The sequence below is a fragment of the Rhizobium sp. BR 317 genome (genome assembly GCF_047445835.1).
GTDB classification, from domain to species: Bacteria; Pseudomonadota; Alphaproteobacteria; order Rhizobiales; family Rhizobiaceae; genus Rhizobium; species Rhizobium paranaense.
In genome coordinates, this window is the sequence record NZ_JARWLB010000011.1 from 102,405 (window position 1) to 122,070 (window position 19,666).

At 59.5% G+C, this 19,666-nt stretch carries 19 protein-coding genes; 13 read left to right on the forward strand and 6 right to left on the reverse strand.

Annotated features, from left to right (window positions below):
• Positions 1-18: 18 nt before the first annotated feature.
• On the forward strand, positions 19-1,956 hold the full coding sequence (locus QD357_RS18645) for a methyl-accepting chemotaxis protein (RefSeq protein WP_414124707.1): 1,938 nt from the start codon (positions 19-21) through the stop codon (positions 1,954-1,956).
• A 63-nt stretch (positions 1,957-2,019) separates the two neighbouring features.
• On the opposite strand, the gene QD357_RS18650 is transcribed toward QD357_RS18645, so the two are convergent.
• Entirely contained in the window at positions 2,020-3,354 is a 1,335-nt protein-coding gene (locus tag QD357_RS18650; RefSeq protein WP_414124708.1) for an aspartate aminotransferase family protein, read from the reverse strand.
• Positions 3,355-3,496: 142 nt separating this feature from the next.
• Here QD357_RS18650 and QD357_RS18655 point away from each other — a divergent pair, with 142 nt between their 5' ends.
• A complete protein-coding gene (locus QD357_RS18655) occupies positions 3,497-4,045 on the forward strand; it encodes a cupin domain-containing protein (protein WP_183939128.1) in 549 nt (182 codons plus the stop codon).
• On the opposite strand, the gene QD357_RS18660 is transcribed toward QD357_RS18655, so the two are convergent.
• Both QD357_RS18660 and QD357_RS18665 read right to left on the reverse strand, forming a co-directional pair.
• Complete coding sequence (locus tag QD357_RS18660; RefSeq protein WP_414124709.1) at positions 4,042-4,830, reverse strand: pyrroline-5-carboxylate reductase; 789 nt, start codon at positions 4,828-4,830, stop codon at positions 4,042-4,044. The genes QD357_RS18655 and QD357_RS18660 overlap by 4 nt on opposite strands.
• Positions 4,831-5,550 carry a GntR family transcriptional regulator gene (locus QD357_RS18665; protein WP_183939131.1) on the reverse strand — a complete coding sequence of 240 codons (720 nt, stop codon included), beginning with the start codon at positions 5,548-5,550 and terminating at the stop codon, positions 4,831-4,833. It lies immediately after the preceding gene.
• Between the two features lie 198 nt (positions 5,551-5,748).
• Between QD357_RS18665 and QD357_RS18670 the strand changes: the two genes are divergently transcribed.
• The 11 genes from QD357_RS18670 (at position 5,749) to QD357_RS18720 (ending at position 16,151) form a co-directional block, all read left to right on the forward strand.
• Positions 5,749-6,582 carry a substrate-binding periplasmic protein gene (locus QD357_RS18670; protein WP_414124710.1) on the forward strand — a complete coding sequence of 278 codons (834 nt, stop codon included), beginning with the start codon at positions 5,749-5,751 and terminating at the stop codon, positions 6,580-6,582.
• A gap of 73 nt (positions 6,583-6,655) precedes the next feature.
• Positions 6,656-7,447, forward strand: coding sequence for an amino acid ABC transporter ATP-binding protein (locus tag QD357_RS18675; protein WP_414124712.1), 792 nt, complete (start codon positions 6,656-6,658; stop codon positions 7,445-7,447).
• Positions 7,444-8,106 (forward strand): ABC transporter permease subunit, encoded by a 663-nt coding sequence (locus QD357_RS18680; RefSeq protein WP_183939137.1) that lies wholly within the window; start codon positions 7,444-7,446, stop codon positions 8,104-8,106. Before QD357_RS18675 ends, QD357_RS18680 begins: the two co-directional genes overlap by 4 nt.
• Before the next feature lie 9 nt (positions 8,107-8,115).
• The gene (locus tag QD357_RS18685; RefSeq protein ID WP_183939139.1) at positions 8,116-8,781 is read left to right on the forward strand and encodes an amino acid ABC transporter permease; all 666 of its coding nucleotides are present in this window, start codon (positions 8,116-8,118) and stop codon (positions 8,779-8,781) included.
• Positions 8,782-8,811: 30 nt separating this feature from the next.
• The gene (dapA, locus tag QD357_RS18690; RefSeq protein ID WP_183939141.1) at positions 8,812-9,690 is read left to right on the forward strand and encodes a 4-hydroxy-tetrahydrodipicolinate synthase; all 879 of its coding nucleotides are present in this window, start codon (positions 8,812-8,814) and stop codon (positions 9,688-9,690) included.
• A gap of 58 nt (positions 9,691-9,748) precedes the next feature.
• Positions 9,749-10,783 carry a proline racemase family protein gene (locus tag QD357_RS18695; RefSeq protein ID WP_183939143.1) on the forward strand — a complete coding sequence of 345 codons (1,035 nt, stop codon included), beginning with the start codon at positions 9,749-9,751 and terminating at the stop codon, positions 10,781-10,783.
• Positions 10,784-10,806: 23 nt separating this feature from the next.
• Positions 10,807-12,054 (forward strand): NAD(P)/FAD-dependent oxidoreductase, encoded by a 1,248-nt coding sequence (locus tag QD357_RS18700; RefSeq protein WP_414124713.1) that lies wholly within the window; start codon positions 10,807-10,809, stop codon positions 12,052-12,054.
• Positions 12,055-12,088: 34 nt separating this feature from the next.
• Entirely contained in the window at positions 12,089-13,579 is a 1,491-nt protein-coding gene (locus QD357_RS18705) for an aldehyde dehydrogenase family protein (RefSeq protein ID WP_414124714.1), read from the forward strand.
• Positions 13,576-14,610 carry a proline racemase family protein gene (locus QD357_RS18710; protein WP_414124715.1) on the forward strand — a complete coding sequence of 345 codons (1,035 nt, stop codon included), beginning with the start codon at positions 13,576-13,578 and terminating at the stop codon, positions 14,608-14,610. The genes QD357_RS18705 and QD357_RS18710 overlap by 4 nt, the downstream gene beginning before the upstream one ends.
• 9 nt (positions 14,611-14,619) lie before the next feature.
• On the forward strand, positions 14,620-15,384 hold the full coding sequence (locus QD357_RS18715; RefSeq protein WP_414124716.1) for an SDR family NAD(P)-dependent oxidoreductase: 765 nt from the start codon (positions 14,620-14,622) through the stop codon (positions 15,382-15,384).
• A gap of 11 nt (positions 15,385-15,395) precedes the next feature.
• On the forward strand, positions 15,396-16,151 hold the full coding sequence (locus tag QD357_RS18720; protein ID WP_414124717.1) for an SDR family NAD(P)-dependent oxidoreductase: 756 nt from the start codon (positions 15,396-15,398) through the stop codon (positions 16,149-16,151).
• A 64-nt stretch (positions 16,152-16,215) separates the two neighbouring features.
• Here the strand turns inward: QD357_RS18720 and QD357_RS18725 are convergent, their stop codons facing one another.
• The 3 genes from QD357_RS18725 to QD357_RS18735 form a co-directional block, all read right to left on the reverse strand.
• A complete protein-coding gene (locus QD357_RS18725; protein ID WP_414124718.1) occupies positions 16,216-17,862 on the reverse strand; it encodes an alpha/beta hydrolase in 1,647 nt (548 codons plus the stop codon).
• Between the two features lie 133 nt (positions 17,863-17,995).
• Entirely contained in the window at positions 17,996-18,526 is a 531-nt protein-coding gene (locus QD357_RS18730) for a DUF1269 domain-containing protein (protein ID WP_414124719.1), read from the reverse strand.
• A gap of 9 nt (positions 18,527-18,535) precedes the next feature.
• Complete coding sequence (locus tag QD357_RS18735) at positions 18,536-19,651, reverse strand: AI-2E family transporter (RefSeq protein ID WP_414124720.1); 1,116 nt, start codon at positions 19,649-19,651, stop codon at positions 18,536-18,538.
• Positions 19,652-19,666: the final 15 nt, after the last annotated feature.

Sequence of the window (19,666 nt, forward strand, 5' to 3'; positions counted from 1 at the left end):
AATTGCGCGATGTGCCCCATGTCGTTTCTTCAAAACACCAAGATCCGCACGAAGATTCTTTCAGTCATCATCCCGATCTGCCTTGTTGGCATTGCCGGCATCATTGCGATGTCACAGAATTATAAGGCTGCAAATGACGCCTATTCCGGCCTTCTCGCAAATGATGGCAGTGCTACCATCCAAATGGCGCGAGCGAGCCAGCGTGTGGTCGCGCTGAGCTATAACGCCTATCAGGTCCTTGCCTATAGCGCCAATGATCCGGAGATGCCCGGTTTCGTCAAAAACTATGGTGACAACAAGAAGGCCTTGTTCGACTGGTTTAAGTCCATCAGGAGTCTCGTCCCGGAACAGGCGGCATCTGTTGATGTGCTGGCGGACAAAGCCAAAGCGATTACCGCCATTACCGACAAGGTCGTCGAGGCGGGTGCCAAGGACGACGAAAGTGCAAAAGGATTGCTGAAGCAAGCAGATCCGTTGATTGCAGATGAGATCGTAAGCGTCCGGCAGTGGATCGAGAGCTCCAATAAGAACGTCAAGGCAGAAAGCGATTCCTTAACCAGCCAGACAAATCACACGATCCTCTATACATTGACGACGCTCGGCATTGTCTTCGTCGCAGCAATCGCAGCCGGCCTCTTCATCGCGGCCAAGGGCATTACGACGCCGATCGAGAAACTGCGGGAGCGGATGGTGTCTCTTGCGGGTGGAGAAACCGAAACATCCGTCGCAGGGCTGGGGCGCAAGGATGAGGTCGGCCAAATGGCCGCAGCCGTTGCCGTCTTCCGCGACAATGCGATCGAGCGCATCCGGTTGGAGCGCGATGCGGAGGCCAATCGCAGCCTTTCCGAGCGAGAACGTATGGAGCGGGACGCGCAGAAGGCGAGGGAGGCAGCCGAAACCGAATTTGCGGTCAAGGCGCTTGCAGACGGCCTTGGCGCGCTGTCTGACGGCAACCTGACCTACCGCATCGAAAAGCCGTTCGTTGGCCATCTCGACCAGTTGCGCAGCGATTTCAACGGTTCGATCACAAAGATGCAGCAGGCGCTACGGGCGGTTGGCGACAACGCCCGCGGCATCGATGCCGGCGCCAACGAGATCCGTTCGGCGGCGGACGATCTATCGAAGCGCACGGAGCAGCAGGCAGCCTCCGTCGAAGAAACCGCCGCAGCGCTCGAACAGATTACGACGACTGTGAAGGACTCCACGCGACGCGCCGAGGAAGCTGGTCATCTTGTGGCGCAGGCCCGCATCGGAGCCGAAAAGTCGGGTGTTGTGATGCGCGAAGCCGTTGCCGCCATGGAAGGTATCGAAAAGTCTTCCAGCGAGATCAGCAACATCATCGGCGTTATCGACGAGATCGCTTTCCAAACGAACCTGCTGGCTCTCAATGCCGGCGTCGAGGCGGCGCGTGCCGGCGAGGCGGGCAAGGGCTTTGCGGTCGTTGCCCAGGAAGTCCGTGAATTGGCGCAGCGCTCGGCACAGGCGGCCAAGGAGATCAAGGCGCTGATTTCGACGTCCAGCAACCAGGTGCGCAACGGCGTCGAACTCGTAGCGCGCACCGGCCAGTCCCTGAGCCAGATCGTCCAGGAGGTCGAAGAAATCGATGCCAATGTGAAGGCGATCGTCGAGGCGGCGCGGGAACAGTCGACGGGGCTTGCCGAGATCAACACGGCAGTGAATGCAATCGACCAGGGGACGCAGCAGAACGCGGCAATGGTCGAGCAGTCGACTGCGGCGAGCCACAGCCTTGCAAAGGAAGTTGCATCGCTGAACAACTTGCTCGGTCAGTTCAATGTCGCGGCGGGCGACAAACAACCGCCCCTGGCCATGGCGAGCGAACGTCATCAGCCAGCGGTGTCACCTGCCCGCTCGCTTAGAGCCAAGATCGCTGGCGCCTTCAATGGAGGCGCCGCAACTGCGGCTGCAGCCTCAAAGGAAGGCTGGGAAGAGTTTTGAGGACCGCGAAGGTCGCGTAAGGGGGCGGGCTAGACGCCGCCTTACGCTCCTTTCCGTGACACCTTAACCAACGCGCTTCAGCGCGTCAGACAGCATGGAGACAATGGTGTCGATCTCCGCTTTGCTGATAATCAGGGGCGGCGAAAGCGCGATGATGTCGCCGGTGACCCGGATCAGCAGACCCTTGTTGAAGCAGTCCACGAACACGTCGTAGGCGCGGGCGCCCGGCGCATCCTTGCGAGGAGCAAGTTCGATGGCTCCAACCAGTCCAAGGTTTCGGATGTCGACGACATGTGGAAGACCTTTGAGCGAGTGGAGGGCTTCCTGCCAGTGCTCCGCCAGGTCAGCCGCCCGCGTCAGCAGCCCTTCTTCCTGATAGATCTCCAGCGTGGCGAGGCCGGCGGCGCAGGCAACAGGATGGCCGGAATAGGTGTAGCCGTGGAACAGTTCGATTGCGTTTTCCGGCCCGACCATCAGCCCATCATAGACCTTGCGGCTGGCGAAGACGGCGCCCATCGGAATTGTGCCGTTGGTGATACCCTTGGCGGTGGTGACCAGATCGGGCACGACTCCAAAATAGTCGGTAGCAAAGGGTGTTCCCAGGCGTCCGAAGCCGGTGATGACTTCGTCGAAGATCAGCAGGATTCCATGCTTGTCCGCCGTCGCGCGCAGCTTTGCCAGATACCCTTCAGGTGGTAGGACCACGCCTGCCGATCCGGACATCGGCTCGACGATGACGGCTGCTATGGTCTCTGCGCCATGCAGGGCGACAAGCCGTTCCAGATCATCGGCAAGCTCGATGCCATGCTGCGGAAGCCCTTTCGAAAAGGCATTGCGCTCGATGTCGAGCGTGTGGCGCATATGGTCAGCCGGGATCTGCGGGAAGACGCGGCGATTGTTGACGAGGCCGCCGACCGAGATGCCGCCGAACCCGACGCCGTGATAGCCCTTTTCGCGTCCGATAATCCGCGTGCGGGTGCCCTGACCGATGGCACGCTGATAGGCGATAGCGATCTTCAGAGCTGTATCGACGGATTCGGAACCTGAGCCTGTGAAGAACACGCGGTCGAGTTTGGCCTCACCGCCGCCCGGGGCATTTGCGGCGAGCTTCGCGGCGAAGTCGAATGCGATCGGGTGGCCCATCTGAAAGGTCGGCGCGTAGTCCAAGGTAGCGAGCTGTCGCTCGACGGCCTGTGCGATCTTCTTGCGGCCATGGCCGGCATTGACGCACCAGAGGCCGGCGGTGCCATCGAGAACCTGATTACCGTCGACATCGGTGTAGTACATGCCGTCTGCGGCGGCCAACAGGCGCGGCGCTGCCTTGAACTGCCGGTTCGCTGTAAACGGCATCCAGAAATTGTCGAGAACGGGGGTGTTCGGCTTGCTAACCTGATCCATGATTGGCCTCCTCTGGGATGACAATCAGATCGACGATTTCCTTTCTTCAAACAAGTCCTTTTCTTTGCGCCAGTAACCTATTGAAATTTATAGAATCGAAAGATACTGTTTTACATATTTTGAACAACACGAACGCCCCATCATGTCCGTCGATATCGGCAACCGTCTCCGTCATCTGCGTATCGCGCATAACCTTTCTCAACGCGAGCTCGCCAAGCGCACCGGCGTGCCGAATTCGACGATCTCTCTCATCGAATCGAACGCCTCGAACCCGTCGGTTGGCGCCTTGAAGCGGATTCTGGACGGTATCCCGATTGGCCTCGCGGAATTTTTCGCGTTCGAGCCCGAGCGGCCCAAGAAGGCTTTTTATGCCGCGGAAGAATTGGTCGAGATCGGCAAGGGCGCCATTTCGTACAGGCAGGTTGGAGAAAACCTGTTCGGGCGCAGCCTGCAGATCCTTAGAGAGTGCTACCAGCCTGGCGCCGATACCGGAAAGGTCCCTCTCGTCCATGACGGAGAGGAAGGTGGGATCGTGCTGTCGGGAAGGCTCGAAATCACGGTCGACGACGAGCGGCGAATCCTTGGACCGGGCGATGCCTATTATTTCGAAAGCCGGCGCCCGCATCGGTTCCGGTGCGTCGGTCCGGTCCCTTGCGAGGTCATCAGCGCCTGCACACCGCCGACATTTTAGTTGCTGCGGCCTTCGATGCGCGCAAGTACCCTGTCGAGTGCGGACGTCAGTGCCTGCCGCCCGCCCTTCTTCTCGAAGTCTAAGAAAACCTGCTCGTTTAGCCCGCCCTTGGTGGCGAATTCAAAGCTCAGGGAATTGAATGACGTGACATCAGGCTCGTTGGCCCTTTGCGCTAAACTCGCAAATAATGGCGCGACATAGGCCTGGCCCTTCGATCGATCGAGCCCGTTCTTTTCCAGCCAGTCGGTTGTGAACTCCATGATACCGAAGAAGGTCGACATCATGGCGCTGGCGGCGGCAAGAAGGTCATATTCCCCGCGGGATTCGCATTGAACGGTGGTGCCAAGAGCATCGAATAGGGCAGCTGTTTCCGGATCGGGAGGATAGATGGCGGTCACGCCTTGGCGATCTGCGACGAACGGCAAAGGGATTGCCTGCACCAGGTCGACGTCGGCGCCGATCCAGCCGAGCAAGCTTTGGCGTTCCAGCGCGGCGACAACGCTGACAATGCGCTGTCCGTCTCTGAAACGAAGCTCGCGGATAACGTTTTCGGCAATCTGTGGGCGTATGGCAAGGACAACGACGTCGCTCTGATCAACGACCGCCTGATTGTCAGCCGCTACGGTCACGTTTTGGAATTTGTCGGCAAGCCTTGCTGCGATCTCCGCATTGCGAGGCGAGACATGGATCTCGGATACATACGCTGGCTCAGCCAACAGGCCCTGCACCATGGCCTCCGTAATCGCGCCGGTTCCGACAAAGCCAATTGCTTTCATTTTCGCCATCTACTCTGCGGCTCGCGCGGGGCCGAGTGAGACGTCGGTCGTATAGTTTTCACGCATGAAGCTGATGAAGTTGTCCTGGAATTGCCGGGTATGCGCATGGGCGAGTTCATCTGCCAGATCGACGTTCTTATCGCGGATCGCTTCCAGCATCAGGCTATGCTCGTCCGTGAGGAGATACCCCTCGTGGGTTCGTTCCAGATATTCGAAATGCAGGTGCAGCATGCGCTGACCCTGGGACAGGAGCTTGTCGTAGAAGGAGGCTAGATACTGGTTCTTGCCGGCATAGGCGATCGCCATGTGGAACTCCTTGTTCGCCTCCGACATCGCCAGATGGTTTCCGGTTTTGACGGCGGTCGCAAATGCCTTTTCTCTCTTGGCGATTAGCTTGAGGTCGGTATCGGTCCGCAGTGCCGCCGCCAGGCGGGTATTCATCCTCTGGGCGATGTCGAGCGCTTCCACATATTTCGGAAAGGTCGCGACTTCGATTGGCGCAACGATCGTGCTGCGGTTGGAAAGCGTTACGACCAGTTCCTCCGCACCCAGGCGGATCAAGGCTTCGCGTACCGGCGATCGAGACATGTCGAAGCGCTCAGCCAAACTCATCTCGTCGAGAAGCTGGCCCGGTGGCAGGGTGAGAGCAAGGATCTCGTTTCGCAGCGTGTCGTAGACGCTTTTCCAACCGGTTCCCCGGACCCGTTTCACTTCAGTTTCGTCAGACACTTAGGTCCCTTTCATTCGCAGATACTGCATTGGGCCAGAAAAGCAGCGTGTCAGCAATGTAAAATTTTCGCTTGACTTTGTCGACACGCTGTTGACATAAATTTGTTAGTCGACACGCAGCCGACAAAAAAACACAAAAGAAACGGCCAAAGCCGACGAGTGGAACCGCGCTTCGCGCACAGCAAAAGAGGAATGCCGATGCTTTCGAAGTTGATCACGTCCGCCTTGCGGGCGTTGCCTGCGCTCGCCCTGATGGGAGGTCTTTCCGCAACCACCGCTCACGCTCAGACCGCCGAAGGCTATTGGCAGGGTGTGCAGAAGGCGGGCGTTTTGAGGTGTGGCGCAGCCGTGGCGCCGCCTTACGTCATGCGCGACCCTGCAACCGGCGAGTATTCGGGTTTCTTTGCCGATCTCTGCAAGGAATTCGCCGACGTTCTCAAGGTGAAGCCGCAATTTGTCGATACGACCTGGGATAATATCGTCGCTGGCCTTCAGGCCGGAAAATGGGATCTCTCGCTGGCACTGAACCGGACGCCGGCCCGCGCCATGGCCGTCCAGTTCTCCATCCCGGCGATGGAGTATCAGATCTCGCTCGCCTACAATAAAAACAACCCGAAGATTCCAGCGACTGCAGCCTCAGTGGCCGATCTCGACAAGGCCGGCGTGACGATCGCCGTCATGTCCGGAACGGCTCAGGACAAGGCAATCTCCGCAGCCGTGAAGAATGCCACCATCATGCGGCTTCCGGGCAATGATGAGACGCGTCTGGCCCTTACCTCGAAGCGAGCCGACATTCTGGTCGACGCCTCCGATACCAACCAGCTTCTGACCCAGGCAAATCCCGATTGGGCCGTCGCCCTGAACCCGAAGCCAGCCCTTGCCAAGCAAGGCGTATCCTTCGGTCTCCCGCATAACATGTCGGCCTCAGACGTCGAAGTCGTAAACATCTTTCTCGAAGAGAAGGTTGCGACCGGCCATGTCGACGAGCTGATCCACAAGGCCGTCGACGAAGTCCTCAAGGGAGCAAAATAAGTCCCGCCCAGCGTCGGCGCTCAGCCGCCGACGCACTCTCTCGCTTTTCAGACAAACCGAGATCGGCCCGACCATGTCCTTCAACCTTCCTCTCGTCAAAATGCAGGCGCTCCACAAGAGCTATGGCAATGGTGTCATCCAGGTGCTGAAAGGCATCGACATCGAAATGAAACCCGGCGAACGCGTCGTCGTCATCGGCCCGAGCGGTGGCGGCAAAAGCACGCTGCTCCGGGTTATGATGGGCCTGGAGCAGATAGACAGCGGGTCGATCAGCTTCGATGGGAAGGCCTATATTTCGTCCGAGGGCCTCGACAAGAAGACCCTCATCGATACGGACGTCCGCCGATCGATTGGCATGGTCTTTCAGCACTACACGCTCTTCCCGCACTTGAATGTCGTCCAGAACCTTATCCTTGCGCCCTGCAAAGTACGGGGGGAGGCAAAATCGAAGGCGATGGCTCGTGCGCAAACCCTTCTCGAGCGGTTCGGACTTGGTGCGAAGGCCAATGCGTATCCCGCCCAGCTTTCCGGAGGTCAGAAGCAGCGCGTCGCCATCGCACGCGCCCTGATGCTGGACCCCAAGCTGATGCTCTTCGACGAGGTCACGTCGGCGCTCGACCCCGAGCTMGTCAGTGAGGTGGAGCATGTGATCCTTCAACTGGCGTCCCAGAATATGCCGATGATGATCGTGACTCATGACATGTGGTTTGCGAAAAACATTGCCTCGCGCGTGATCTTTTGTGCCGGTGGCGTCGTTGTCGAAGACGGGCCTCCGGAGCAGGTGCTCGGCTCTCCCAGGGAAGAGCGCACCAAGGAATTCATCGACCGCGTGTTCCACATCAAGCAGCAGGGGGCGGTCGCGTGAGCTACACGTTCGACTTCAACGCTGTATCGATCGCGCCGCTGCTGCAGGGACTATGGGTTTCCCTGGAGCTGACCGCGGCGGCCAATATCATTGGCATCGTCCTGGGTTTTGTGCTGGCTCTTCTGATCATGAGCCCCTACAGGCTGGTTCGACTGCCGTTCATGCTCTTTGTCGAATTTTTCCGCTGCACGCCGGCCATCGTTCAGATCGTTTGGATATTCTACTGCGTTCCGATGATCTTTGACGTCTTCCTCGACCCGATCACGATGGGTGTGACGGCGCTTGGGCTGAACCTCATGGCGTTCAATGCCGAGGCCTATCGGGCGGCGATCCAGGCAGTTCCGCGGGAGCAGCTTGACGCCGGTATCGCGCTCGGCCTCTCGCCGCTGCAGCGGGTGCTCTACATCATCTTCCCGACGGCGTTCCGAGCTTCTATCCCTGTCTTGCTGACGAACGGCATCGTCATTTTCCAGCAAAGCGCGCTGGTTGCGATCGTGGCGATCCAGGACCTCATGTACCAGGGAAAGACGCTMGCGACAGAAACGTACCGGCCGATCGAAACATTCACGGTCGTCGCGCTGATCTATTTCGCCGTGTCCTTTCCGATCACACAGATCGTCGGCTTTCTTGAACGCCGCCGGCAGCTTCTCGTCAGCTAGGAGGCCAGGATGACACTCGACTTCTCGATCCTTCTCCGCTTCGAGCACGCGCTTTTGCTCGGTCTTTGGATGACCATCAAATTGACCGTCATTTGCATCGTGCTCGGATGCTCTCTCGGCTTTCTGGTGGGCCTTGCCAGAACCTCCCGCAATGTCGCGCTCCGGGCGGTCTCCAGCATCTATGTCGAATTCTTTCGCGGCACGCCCGTGCTCATCCAGCTCTTCTGGATCTTCTTTTGCCTGCCGCTGTTGCTGGGTGTCGAGCTATCGAACCTTACATCAGGTATTATCGCGTTGACCCTCTACATGGGTGCGATCACCAGCGAGACATTCCGTGCCAGCCTGAACTCGATCGGGCCTGAGCAACTGGATGCCTGCGTTGCGCTCGGACTTCCGCGCAATATCCAGATCATCAACGTCGTGCTGCCGCAGGCCGTGTTGCGCGCGATCCCGACGCTGCTGTCGAATTGCGTCAGCCTGTTCAAGGAGAGCGCCCTGGTTTCGGCCGTCGGGATGGCGGACCTCATGTTCGTTGGCCAAAACATCTCGAACAACACGGCAAGGCCTGTCGAGGTCCTGACGGTCGTCGCCCTGATCTATTTCGTCATCGCATTTCCGCTGACACGAGCCGTCTCGCTCATCGAGGCGCGCATCCTCAAGAAACTCGCCATCTAAACGCAATCGCTTCACATACAGGAGACTTCCATGAAACTGTCCGGCGTCATGCCTGCGCTCATCACCCCCTTCGATGCGAACGGCAAGGTCGATTTTAGGGCTTTCGAACGGCTTCTGGCGCACCTGCGCGAGGCAGGCGTCACCGGCTGGGTTCCAAACGGATCGACGGGGGAATACTTCAGCCAATCCAGGGAAGAGCGCCGTGACGTGCTGCAGTTCGTCAAGGATTTTGCCAAGCCGGGCGAAATTCTGATCGCCGGCACCAATGCGCCCGCCACCCGCGAGGTGATCGAACAGACGGCGCTGGCGAGGGATATCGGCTATGACACGGTCCTGCTGGCGCCGCCATTCTATACTCGCCCGACGCAAGCCGAACTCATCAAGCATTACGAAGCCGTCCTCGGCGCCATCGATGTGAGCCTCGTCCTCTATTCCTATCCGGCCAAGGACGGTTCGGACATCAGCTTCGAGCTGATGGATCACTTTGCCGATAATCCGCGCGTGATCGGGATCAAGGAAAGCTCGGGCGTATTGCAGCGCGCGATCGATATCGCCAGCCGCTATGAGGGCAAAATCCAGCTCGTCAGCGGCTCCGACGATATTGCGCTCGATTTCATGTTCTGGGGCGCGGAAAGCTGGATCTGCGGACCATCGAATTGTATGGCCAAGGCCTGCTGCGACCTCGACCGCACATTCAAATCCGGCGATCTCAACAAGGCGCGCGAGCAGATGAAAACGCTCTACCGGGCGATGAACATCCTCGAGAGCGGCAAGTTCGTGCAGAAGATCAAGTATGGCTGCGAGCTTCAGGGCTTGCCCGTGGGTCAGTGCCGCGCGCCGCTCGGCGAGCTGACGGCGGAGGAAAAGGCCGAGTTCAAGGCGGCGATGCAGCCGATCCTCAACTGGTGATCGACGGTCCGGGCAGCGCCGGCTGCCCGCATCGATCCGGTAGGCAGGAGTATTTGCGATGCGCTTCAGGAAAGTTCTGTCTGTCGTCGATTGTCATGCCGAAGGCGAGAGCGGCAAGGTGATCGTCGGCGGCGTCGGCCAGGTGCCGGGTAAGACTATGTTCGACAAGAGGCTTCATCTCGAAGCCCACATGGACGATATCCGAAAGATGGTTCTCTTCGAGCCGCGCGGCGCGGTATGGCATAATGCCAATATCGTCCTGCCGTCGGACCATCCCGACGCAGATATGGGTTACGTCATCCTCGAGACCACCGAATATCCAGCGATGTCGGGCTCGAACACGATGTGCGTGGCGACGGTCCTGCTCGAAACGGGCATCCTACCGATGAGCGAACCCGTCACCAATCTTATTCTTGAATCCCCGGCCGGCCTCATCCGCGTCCGCTGTGAATGCTTAGACGGCAAGGTCACGAGTGTTCGGTTGGTGAACCAGCCTGCCTTCTGCTACCACCGTGACAGCAGTATCGAAGTCCCGGGACTGGGCACGGTTCGCGTCGATATCGTCTATGGCGGCATGACCTATACGATGGTGGAGGCTGCCGATCTCGGCTTCACTATCGACCCGTCCGAGGCCCGCGATCTCTGCGAGGCCGGTCAGAAGCTCAAGGCTGCGGCTGCCGAACAGCTTGCGGTGGAGCATCCCGAAAACTCTGAAATTCCTGGCATCACCAATACCGAATTCATGGGGCCGTTGCGCCGTGAGAATGGTCAGTTGGTCTCGAAGAATTGCGTGGTCGTTTCTCCGGGGCGTTGCGACCGCTCGCCCTGCGGAACCGGCTCGTCGGCGCGGCTGGCGCTTCTCCACGCCAGGGGTGTCATGAAAGGGGGCGAAACCCTCATCCATGAATCGATCACTGGCAGCAAGTTCACCTGCACGATCGACGGGCTTGCCAAAGTTGGGCGCTATGACGCAGTTGTCCCCGTCATCTCAGGGCAGTCCTGGATCACCGGTTTCTACCAGATGGGTATGGACCCGACCGATCCTTACCAGACCGGCTTTACCGTCGCCGACACTTGGATGGCCAACGTTTGAAGCGGGCGAGGGGCGAGCGGATCATGAATTCGGATCGAAATCTCGTGGTGATCGGCGCCGGCGTCATCGGTGTCGCCATCGCCTATGAACTCCAGCGCCGCGGTCTTGCCGTGACGCTCGTCGACCGTGATGCGCCGGGCCGCGGCGCTTCCTACGGCAATATGGCGAGCATCGCCGTCACCGAGTTCATGCCGGCCTCGCGTCCAGGCATCTGGGCGCAAATGCCGAAATGGCTGCTCGCCCCAGAKGGGCCGGTGCGCATCCGGCCCGGCTATATGCCGAAACTGGTGCCGTGGTTCCTCAGGTTCCTCGCCGCCAGTCGCCCCTCGAAACTGCGGGATCTGGAGGCGGCGGGCGCCGTGCTTTGCCGTCGCGTCTATGAAGACCTCGATGCGCTGTTGAAGGAKACCGGGCTGACGCACATGCTGACGGCCGAGGGTTGCCTCAGCCTCTACACCGACGAAGCTGAGTTTCGGGCCGACCGCGAGCATATCGCCATCCTGGAGCGCTTCGGCTTCCGGCACGATATCCTCGGCGGCAACGCCATCCGAGACCTGGAGCCCGCTGTGACGACGAAGATCGGCAAGGCGGTGCTCTTTCCCGACAACCGGTCGATCACCGATCCCTATAAGCTCGTTACTGCTCTCTCCGAAAAGTTCGAGGCGCTCGGCGGCAAGATCGTGCGGGGTAACATCGCCGGTTTCGAGCAGGGTGAGAACGGCGTCGAGGCGCTCCGGCTCGCGGACGGACGCAGGCTTGCGGCGGAGAAGGTCGTGCTCGCAGCCGGCGCCTTTACCGCACGCCTGTCCGCTATGCTGAAAGAGCCGATCCCGCTGGAGACGGAGCGGGGTTATCACACGCAGATCATGGCGCCGCACATCTCCATGCGTCATTCAATCATCTGGCCGGCGCGCGCCTTCATGGTGACGCCGACGGCCGGCGGGATACGGGTTGGCGGCACGGTAGAAATGGCGGGCCTCGATGCGCCGCCGGATTATCGCCGCGCCAAAGTGCTGGTCAAACGCGCCAAGGAGGCGCTGCCGGAGCTCAGAGCCGAACAGACGAGCGAATGGATGGGACACCGCCCGGCTTTGCCCGACACGGTTCCAGTCATGGGGCGGTCGGCCAAGCGCCGAAACGTCTGGTACGCCACGGGCCACGGACATCTCGGTTTAACTTATGCGGCAACGACCGGTCGGTTGATGGCCGACCTCATTACGGGCGTCGAACCGCCCGTGGACATGAAACCCTATCGCGTCGACCGGTTTTGAACCAGGCGGCTGCGGCAAGCAAAGAGGGAAGAACATGCGAAGCGAACTCTATATCGACGGACGATGGGTAAAGCCGGTCAAAGGCGGCACATGCGACGTCGTTAACCCGGCCACCGAAGAGGTCATACAGACGATCGCCGCGGCAACGGCCGAGGATGTCGACGTCGCTGTGAAGGCCGCTCGCCGAGCCTTCGACAAGGATGGATGGCCGAAGCTCTCAGGTGCCAGACGTGCGCAATATCTCAGGGCTATTGCCAGCGGCATCCGCGCTCGTCAGGCCGAGATCGCCCGGCTGGAGGTTCTGGATAACGGCAAACCCTTCCCCGAGGCCGACTGGGACATTGCCGATGCGGCAGGGTGCTTCGACTTCTACGCCGGGCTTGCCGAGCAGCTCGACAATAATCCGGAGGAGCCGATCGCTCTTGCGGACAATCGCTTCACATCGAAGGCGGTGAAAGAGCCTATCGGCGTCGCTGGTGCGATCATTCCCTGGAATTATCCCTTGCTGATGGCGGCCTGGAAGATCGCGCCCGCACTTGCGGCAGGATGCACGATTGTCCTCAAACCCGCGGAACTGACGTCACTGACGGCATTGGAGCTTGCTGCCGTCGCCGACGAAGCCGGGCTGCCTCCAGGCGTCCTCAACATTCTAACTGGTTCCGGATCCGTCGCCGGACAGGCTATCATCGACCATAAGGGCGTCGACAAGCTGGCGTTCACAGGCTCCGGCCCGGTCGGCTCCAAGATCATGGCTGCGGCAGCTCGCGACATCAAGCGGGTGAGCCTCGAGCTCGGCGGCAAGTCGCCATTCGTCGTGTTCGAAGATGCAGATATCGACGAGGCGGTCGAATGGGTCATGTTTGGTATATTCTGGAATCAGGGACAGGTCTGTTCCGCAACCTCCCGCGTTCTCGTGCAGGAGGCGATCTATGAGCGCTTTCTTGCGCGTTTGATCGAGGAAACGAACAAGATCAAGATCGGAAACGGCCTGGAGGAGGGCGTGCTGCTGGGGCCGCTGGTTTCAAAGCGGCAATACCACCAGGTTCTTGCAGCCATAGAGGCAGCACGGGAGGCCGGCGCTACAGTCGCTTGTGGCGGTGACCGACCGGAAGGTTTCGAGAGGGGCTATTATCTCCGCCCAACTGTACTGACGGACGTTCCCCTCGACTGCGACGCCTGGGTCGAGGAGATCTTCGGGCCGGTCGTATGCGTGAGACCCTTCAAGACCGAGGAAGAGGCGATCGAGCTTGCCAACGATTCCCGCTTCGGCCTAGCCGCAGCGGTCATGTCGAGGGATGATGTGCGTGCGGAGCGCGTCGCTGCGGCTTTCAGGGCCGGCATCGTCTGGATCAACTGCTCGCAGCCCACGTTCACGGAAGCGCCGTGGGGTGGTTACAAGGAGTCTGGGATTGGCCGCGAACTCGGCCGCTGGGGTCTCGACAACTATCTCGAAACCAAGCAGATCACGAAATACGTCAGCGAAGACCCTTGGGGCTGGTACATGAAGCCGGAGGCCGCTGAATGAACTGGAACCGCACGCTCGACCTTCTTCAGGTTCACTGCCAAGGAGAGATCGGGAAAGTTATCGTTGGCGGTGCGCCGGAAATTCCAGGCGCGACAATGCTTGACAAGATGAACCACATCAACGCGGTGGACGACAGCCTTCGCCGTTTTGTCACGTTCGAACCGCGGGCGAATGCGGCGATGTCGGTGAACCTTCTGATCGCACCGACGCGGCCCGACGCCGACGCTGGCTTCATCGTCCTTCAGGCCGATCGAGCGCATCCGATGTCTGGAAGCAACTGTATCTGCGTCGTGACCGCACTGTTGGAAAGCGGGCAGGTGCAGATGCAGGAGCCCGAGACAGTCGTTCGCCTCGATACACCAGCCGGGCTGATCGTTGCGCGGGCTGTATGCCGTGACGGCAGATGCATTTCGGTCAGCCTGGACAACGTGCCGAGCTTTGCGGAAGCCTTGGACAAGGAAATCGACACACCGAAATGGGGCCGCATCCGGACGGACATCGCATTTGGCGGCGTTTACTACGCACTCGTCGATGTCGACCAGCTCGGTTTTGATATCGCTCCAGAAAATGCCCGTGCCCTTGCCGAGGCTGGCATCGAGCTGAAGGCGTTATTGTCCGAACAAGTCGAAGTTGCTCATCCGATCCTTACGGGGGTCGATGAGATCGCCTACGTGATGTTCCGCGGCCGTGACACGGATGGCGCCGTGCGGACCTGCACCACATTGCAGCCTGGACGAGTCGACCGATCGCCCTGCGGCACCGGCAGCTCGGCAAATCTGGCGACACTTTTCGCGCGCGGTGAAGTCAGTATTGGCGACCATAGAACCTCGCGCTCGATCATCGGTGGAGAGTTTCTCGTCGAGGCGATCGGCGAGGCGCAAGTGGGAGGGCGACACGCCGTGCTCCCACGCATAACGGGCCGCGCCTTCATCTATGGCCGAGAACAGCTTCGGATATCGGACGACGATCCATTTCCAACCGGCGTCGCACTGTCCGACACCTGGGGGCGGCAAATCGGTTCATTACGATAGGAGATGGCGATGCCAGGAGACCTTCCACTTGCGGGGCAGACCGTTCTTGTGACCGGGGCAACCGGCGGCATCGGCGCCGCCATCGTCGAGCGGCTTTCGGCCGAAGGAGCAAGGCCGATTATTCATTACAGCCGTGATCAAGCAGGGGCCGAAGCCTTGCTGGAGAGGCTCGGCGGCAATGGCCTCTTGATCCAGGCGGATCTTTCTGCCGCGGATGGTGCCTTCAAACTCTGGCGCAAGGCGCTGGAAGCAGCGGGCAGAATTCACGCGATCGTCAACAATGCGGGTATCCGCAGCGAGGTCGGGATTGATGCCGATCTCTTAGAGTGGCGCGCCATCTGGCAGAAGGAGTTCCAGGTGAATTTCTTCGCCGCTGCGGACCTATGCAAGGAAGCGCTCCTCCATTTCCAGCAAAACGGCGGGGGCAGGATCGTCAATATGGCCAGCCGGGCCGGACAACGCGGCTACGCTGATGTTGCCATGCCATACGGTTCGTCGAAAGCAGCGCTCGTCAACCTGACCAAGTCGATCGCAAGAAATTTTGGGCGCAACGGCGTCGTCGCCGTTGCGGTGGCGCCTGGGTGGGTGCGGACAGACATGGCGGAAGAATTTGTCGCTCGGCATGGAAAAGAGGCTGCGGTCGCGGACATTCCGATCGGCGAGATGGCGGAGCCGACAGAAGTCGCCGAACTGGTCGCATTTCTGCTTCGCCCGTCACAGGCGTCGCTGAATGGAGCGACGATTGACGTAAACGGTGGCAGCTATATTCGCTGAGGGAGCTCGATATGAAAAGGTTCATCGATAAGGTCGCAATCGTGACAGGCGGCGCAGGCGGCATTGGATCGGCAATCTGCCGGCGGTTGGCCGAAGAAGGGGCATTCGTCGTTGTAACCGATGCGAACAGTCAGGCCGCAGCAGAGCTTGCTTCCGACATCGCCGCGAAGCGCGGAGAGGCGACGGCGATCGGTGCTGATATTTCCAAGAAGACTGACTGTGTCGAACTTATCGAAAAGGCGTTCTCACTAAAGGGACGCATTGATGTTCTGGTGAACAATGCCGGCATCAACCGGCGAGGCAAGTTACTGGCGCTATCGGACGAAGATTGGGATGTGAGCTTTGCGGTGAATCTGGATTCCATGTACCACCTTTGCCGGTCGGTCCTGCCACATATGATCGGCGCCGGCGGCGGAGCTATCGTCAATACGGCATCGCAATGGGGACTTTATCCGGCGCCGAACCACATCGCCTATAATACGACCAAGGCGGCCGTCGCCGCGTTCACGCAGAACCTTGCGCGCGATTACGCCCCGGATAAGATCCGGGTCAACGCCGTCTGCCCCGGCGAAATTCACACCCCCATGCTCGAAGCCGGCGTCAATCGGTCGGGCCGAACGATCGCCGATCTCGACAGGCTCGTGCCCTTCGGACGTATCGGAAAGCCCGAAGAAGTGGCGGCCTTGGTCGCATTTCTGGCCTCGGACGAGGCGGCCTTCATGTGTGGGTCTTTGGTCGAGATCACCGGTGCGCAGGCCGTGGCATAGGGGCATGTTCGCTCAGTCGGACCCAGGCGCGGGCGCAAACGCCCGCCCTGTAAAAACCGCTGTTTCAACCCGATGGTCCGCGTGAAAACCGCCGTTTCAGCGCGTTGATTTGGTCCGCGGAAATAGCCGGTGCCGTCACGGCAACCCACGCATCGATATAGTGCTGGGGCGCATAGACATGGCCATATCCGATCGGCGAGGTGGTCGCGATTGTCATGTCGACAAGGAGTTGAAGCATGGTGACGACAGGCACCCACCGCAATCGTGGAGATACATCCGGACCCCTCTTGCCCTTCATCCACGCCGGCTCGCGATAGAATGACTGTGGCTCAAAGAAAGTGACTGCATCGCTGGCATATTGCAGATAGACGATGCGCATCGTACCCCATGTTGCGCCGGGCAGTTCAAGAGCGTTCTCCTGATTGGTAAAGCGGATGATCGAGCCGTCGCGGAAGCGGGGCAACCAGGCGGGAGATCCGGGAAGCCTGCCTTCCGTCACGGTCCGCCACATCTCGCTCTGGAACGGCGGTCCGCTCCATAAGGCACCCTGATAGGGATCGCCGACGACATCCAGCAGGTCCGTCGAGAGTTGGGAGTTGAGCGCCCCCAGGCTCAGCCCGTAGAGATAAAGTTTCGGACGTTTGTCATGCGGGAGGCTCGTCCAATAACCATAGATTTCTCGAAAAAGCGCTCGTGCCGATTCCGCGCCGTATTCCGGTTCGACCAGGATCGAAAGCCAGCTTGAGAGATAGGAATATTGAAGCGACACGCTGGCGACGTCGCCGCGATGAAGGTATTCCAGCGTATCCATGGCGGCCGGGTCGACCCAACCTGTTCCGGTTGGTACGATAATGACGAGCAGGGAGCGGTCGAAACCGCCTTGCCTTTGCAATTCGCGCAACGCGAGTTTGGCGCGCTGCTCGACCGTATTGGCGTTGTTCAAACCGACATAGACCCGAATGGGCTCCTTCGCTGGCGCCTGCCAGAAATCGCCAATCGAAGAGGCCGTCGGCCCGGAGGCGATGAAATGTCTTCCCTGGCGCCCCAGCCCTCGCCACGATACGAGCGATTGCGGGCCGCCCGTCTTGTCCATTTGAGAAGGTGCGGGGATATCCTCATCCATCGCAGCGTCGACGGCCTGGAAGGAACTGTCCGCCACATGAAGTGCCGCCCTCAGCAAAATGCCCTGGCCGATCGACCAGAACAGCAGACATGTGAGCGTGAGGCCAAACACCATCGCCAGCCGATGGGGTATGCGCTTGGAAAACTTCGTCGAGAGCCAGACAAATATCGATCTGAACAACGTTCCGAGAAGAAACAATGCTGTGAAGACCGCTGCAGCCACGCCAGCCAGTTTGAACGGGTCGGCGCTGTCGACCGGTGGCATATGCCACAACTCCCGGATCGAATTCTGCCAATCTGCTGTCTGCCAGAGGAAGACAATGGCGACGAGAAGACCGAGGAAAGCAACGGCCAGCAGCACGTCATTGCCAGGCCCCCGTCGCATGGGGAGTTCGAGATAGCGCCACAACCAGGCAAGCAGGATGCCAAGAAGGTAGCCGGCGCTTGCGCAAACGCCTGAAAGAGCGCCTTGGACGGCGTAGGAGCGCGGCATCAGGCTCGGCGTCAAAGACAACGCAAAGAAGAGGGCGGCAAGCGCCAGGCCGGTGCTGGACAGAGAAAACAAGAGGCGGAGCACAGAGGACTTCATGAATTCTCTTCATCAGATTGGGCAACCAAAGACTTCGCCAGACAAGTACAGGCGTGAACTCGGCGGGCTCGCCCGGGCTGCTCTTCCCTTAAGCTTGCGAGCAGCCCGCGCGTTCACTCGAGTAAATCCGGCTTCAGGTTGCACGGGCTGCAGCGGGATGCGAGCTCAAAGCCTGCTGAAGTTTTCCTTCCTGTTCTGGCGACAGCGAAGAGCGAAGGACTTTCGCGTTCTCGCCAGCAAATTCCGCCAACACCTTCTCAGGCTGAACCTTGCGGATGAGCAGGAATAATGCGGAGCTGTTGTGCGGAATGGTGCTGGCCAATGATTTGATAAAATTGTCGTCGATCCCGTAATCGACGAGCGAGCCCGCTAGAGCACCGGAGCCTGCCCCGATCGCGCCGCCAAGGACCAGTCCGGCCAATGGATTGAGAAACAAAAGGCCGACAAGCGTGCCCCAGGCTGCGCCGCTCAGTCCACCAGTGGCCGCACCGGATGCTGTCGGGTGGTAACTCTGTTTCAGATGGACCTTACCTTGGGCATCGTTGACGGCAACGACGGCATCCTCAAGGTCGATCAGATATTCCTTGCCGAGCTGGGTGAGCTTGTTGAGGATCGCATCTGCCTTGTCGGGATKATCGAATCCGAGAACCACGAGATCTGACATATTGGCCTCCTATACGCTGGTTGAAGAAATGACATTTTCTTTCGATGCGACCGCGAGCTTGTTTTCTCCGGTCGGTTCGCTGATGCCGAGCATCGCGCGACTGAACGAGGCCACGACAATGGCAATTGGGACCCCGATAAAAGCGCCGTAAACTCCCCAGAGGAATGTCCATAGAAAGATGGAAAGCAGAATGACGAAGGGGGAGATGTGCAATGCGCCTCCTGATATTTTAGGCTCAACATAGCTTCCGAGCAAAAACTGAATGGTGGTCAGGCAAAGAAAAGCGAACACGGCAAGACCTGCATTTCCAAGCTGAGCGAGAACGAAGAGAGACGGGGAGGTCGTTGCGATGAGAGGACCGAGGAAGGGAATGAAGTTCAGCGTGAAGCCAATGATGCCCCACTCCATGGGAAACGGAATTCCGGCAAAAAACGCAAATGCCGTGATCGTTGCGGCTGTAATGAAGCTCATGATCATGCGCACCCACAGGTACCATCGCAACTTGCGGGCGGATTCGCCGCAGCCTGCCAATACGATGCGGGCGAGGGGCCGTGTTTCCAGTTCCTCCAGGCGCTTCTTGGCCGCACCTGTCTCGACCAGCCCCGTTAGAACATAGGCGAGAACGACTACGCAGAAGCTCATCGTCTGCCCCATTCGCGCGGCTATCTGCTGAATGAATCTAATGATCCAGAGGAAGCTGTTGTTATCAGCCCAAAAGGCCGCGACGACAAATCCTCGCTCTTCGAGCCAGTCGGCGGCCCCCTGGTAGAGCATCTGGTATCTTGCAACGTTGGCGATGACGGTCTGCCAGATCGTGCCGAACGCCCAGATAGTGACGGAACCCAAAACGAGAATGACGGCCATGATAAGGAGCACCGTCAGTACGACGGCAACGGAAAGCGGCAATGTCGTTTGCAATCCGCTCTGTATTGGCCACGATACGGCGAGAATGAACAGCGCAAGGGTCAAAGGGGCTGCGAAGGCCGCCGCAGCATAAGCAGCCCAAAGCACTGCGATAATGGTCAGAACCATGAGGCTTGCACGAGGTAGCGCGTCACTCATCCTTCCGCTCCGAACAGCAACCACCAAAAAGCCGGCCGCGGCGACACGCGGCTGGCTTTGCATGCCTTTGGCTCTCGA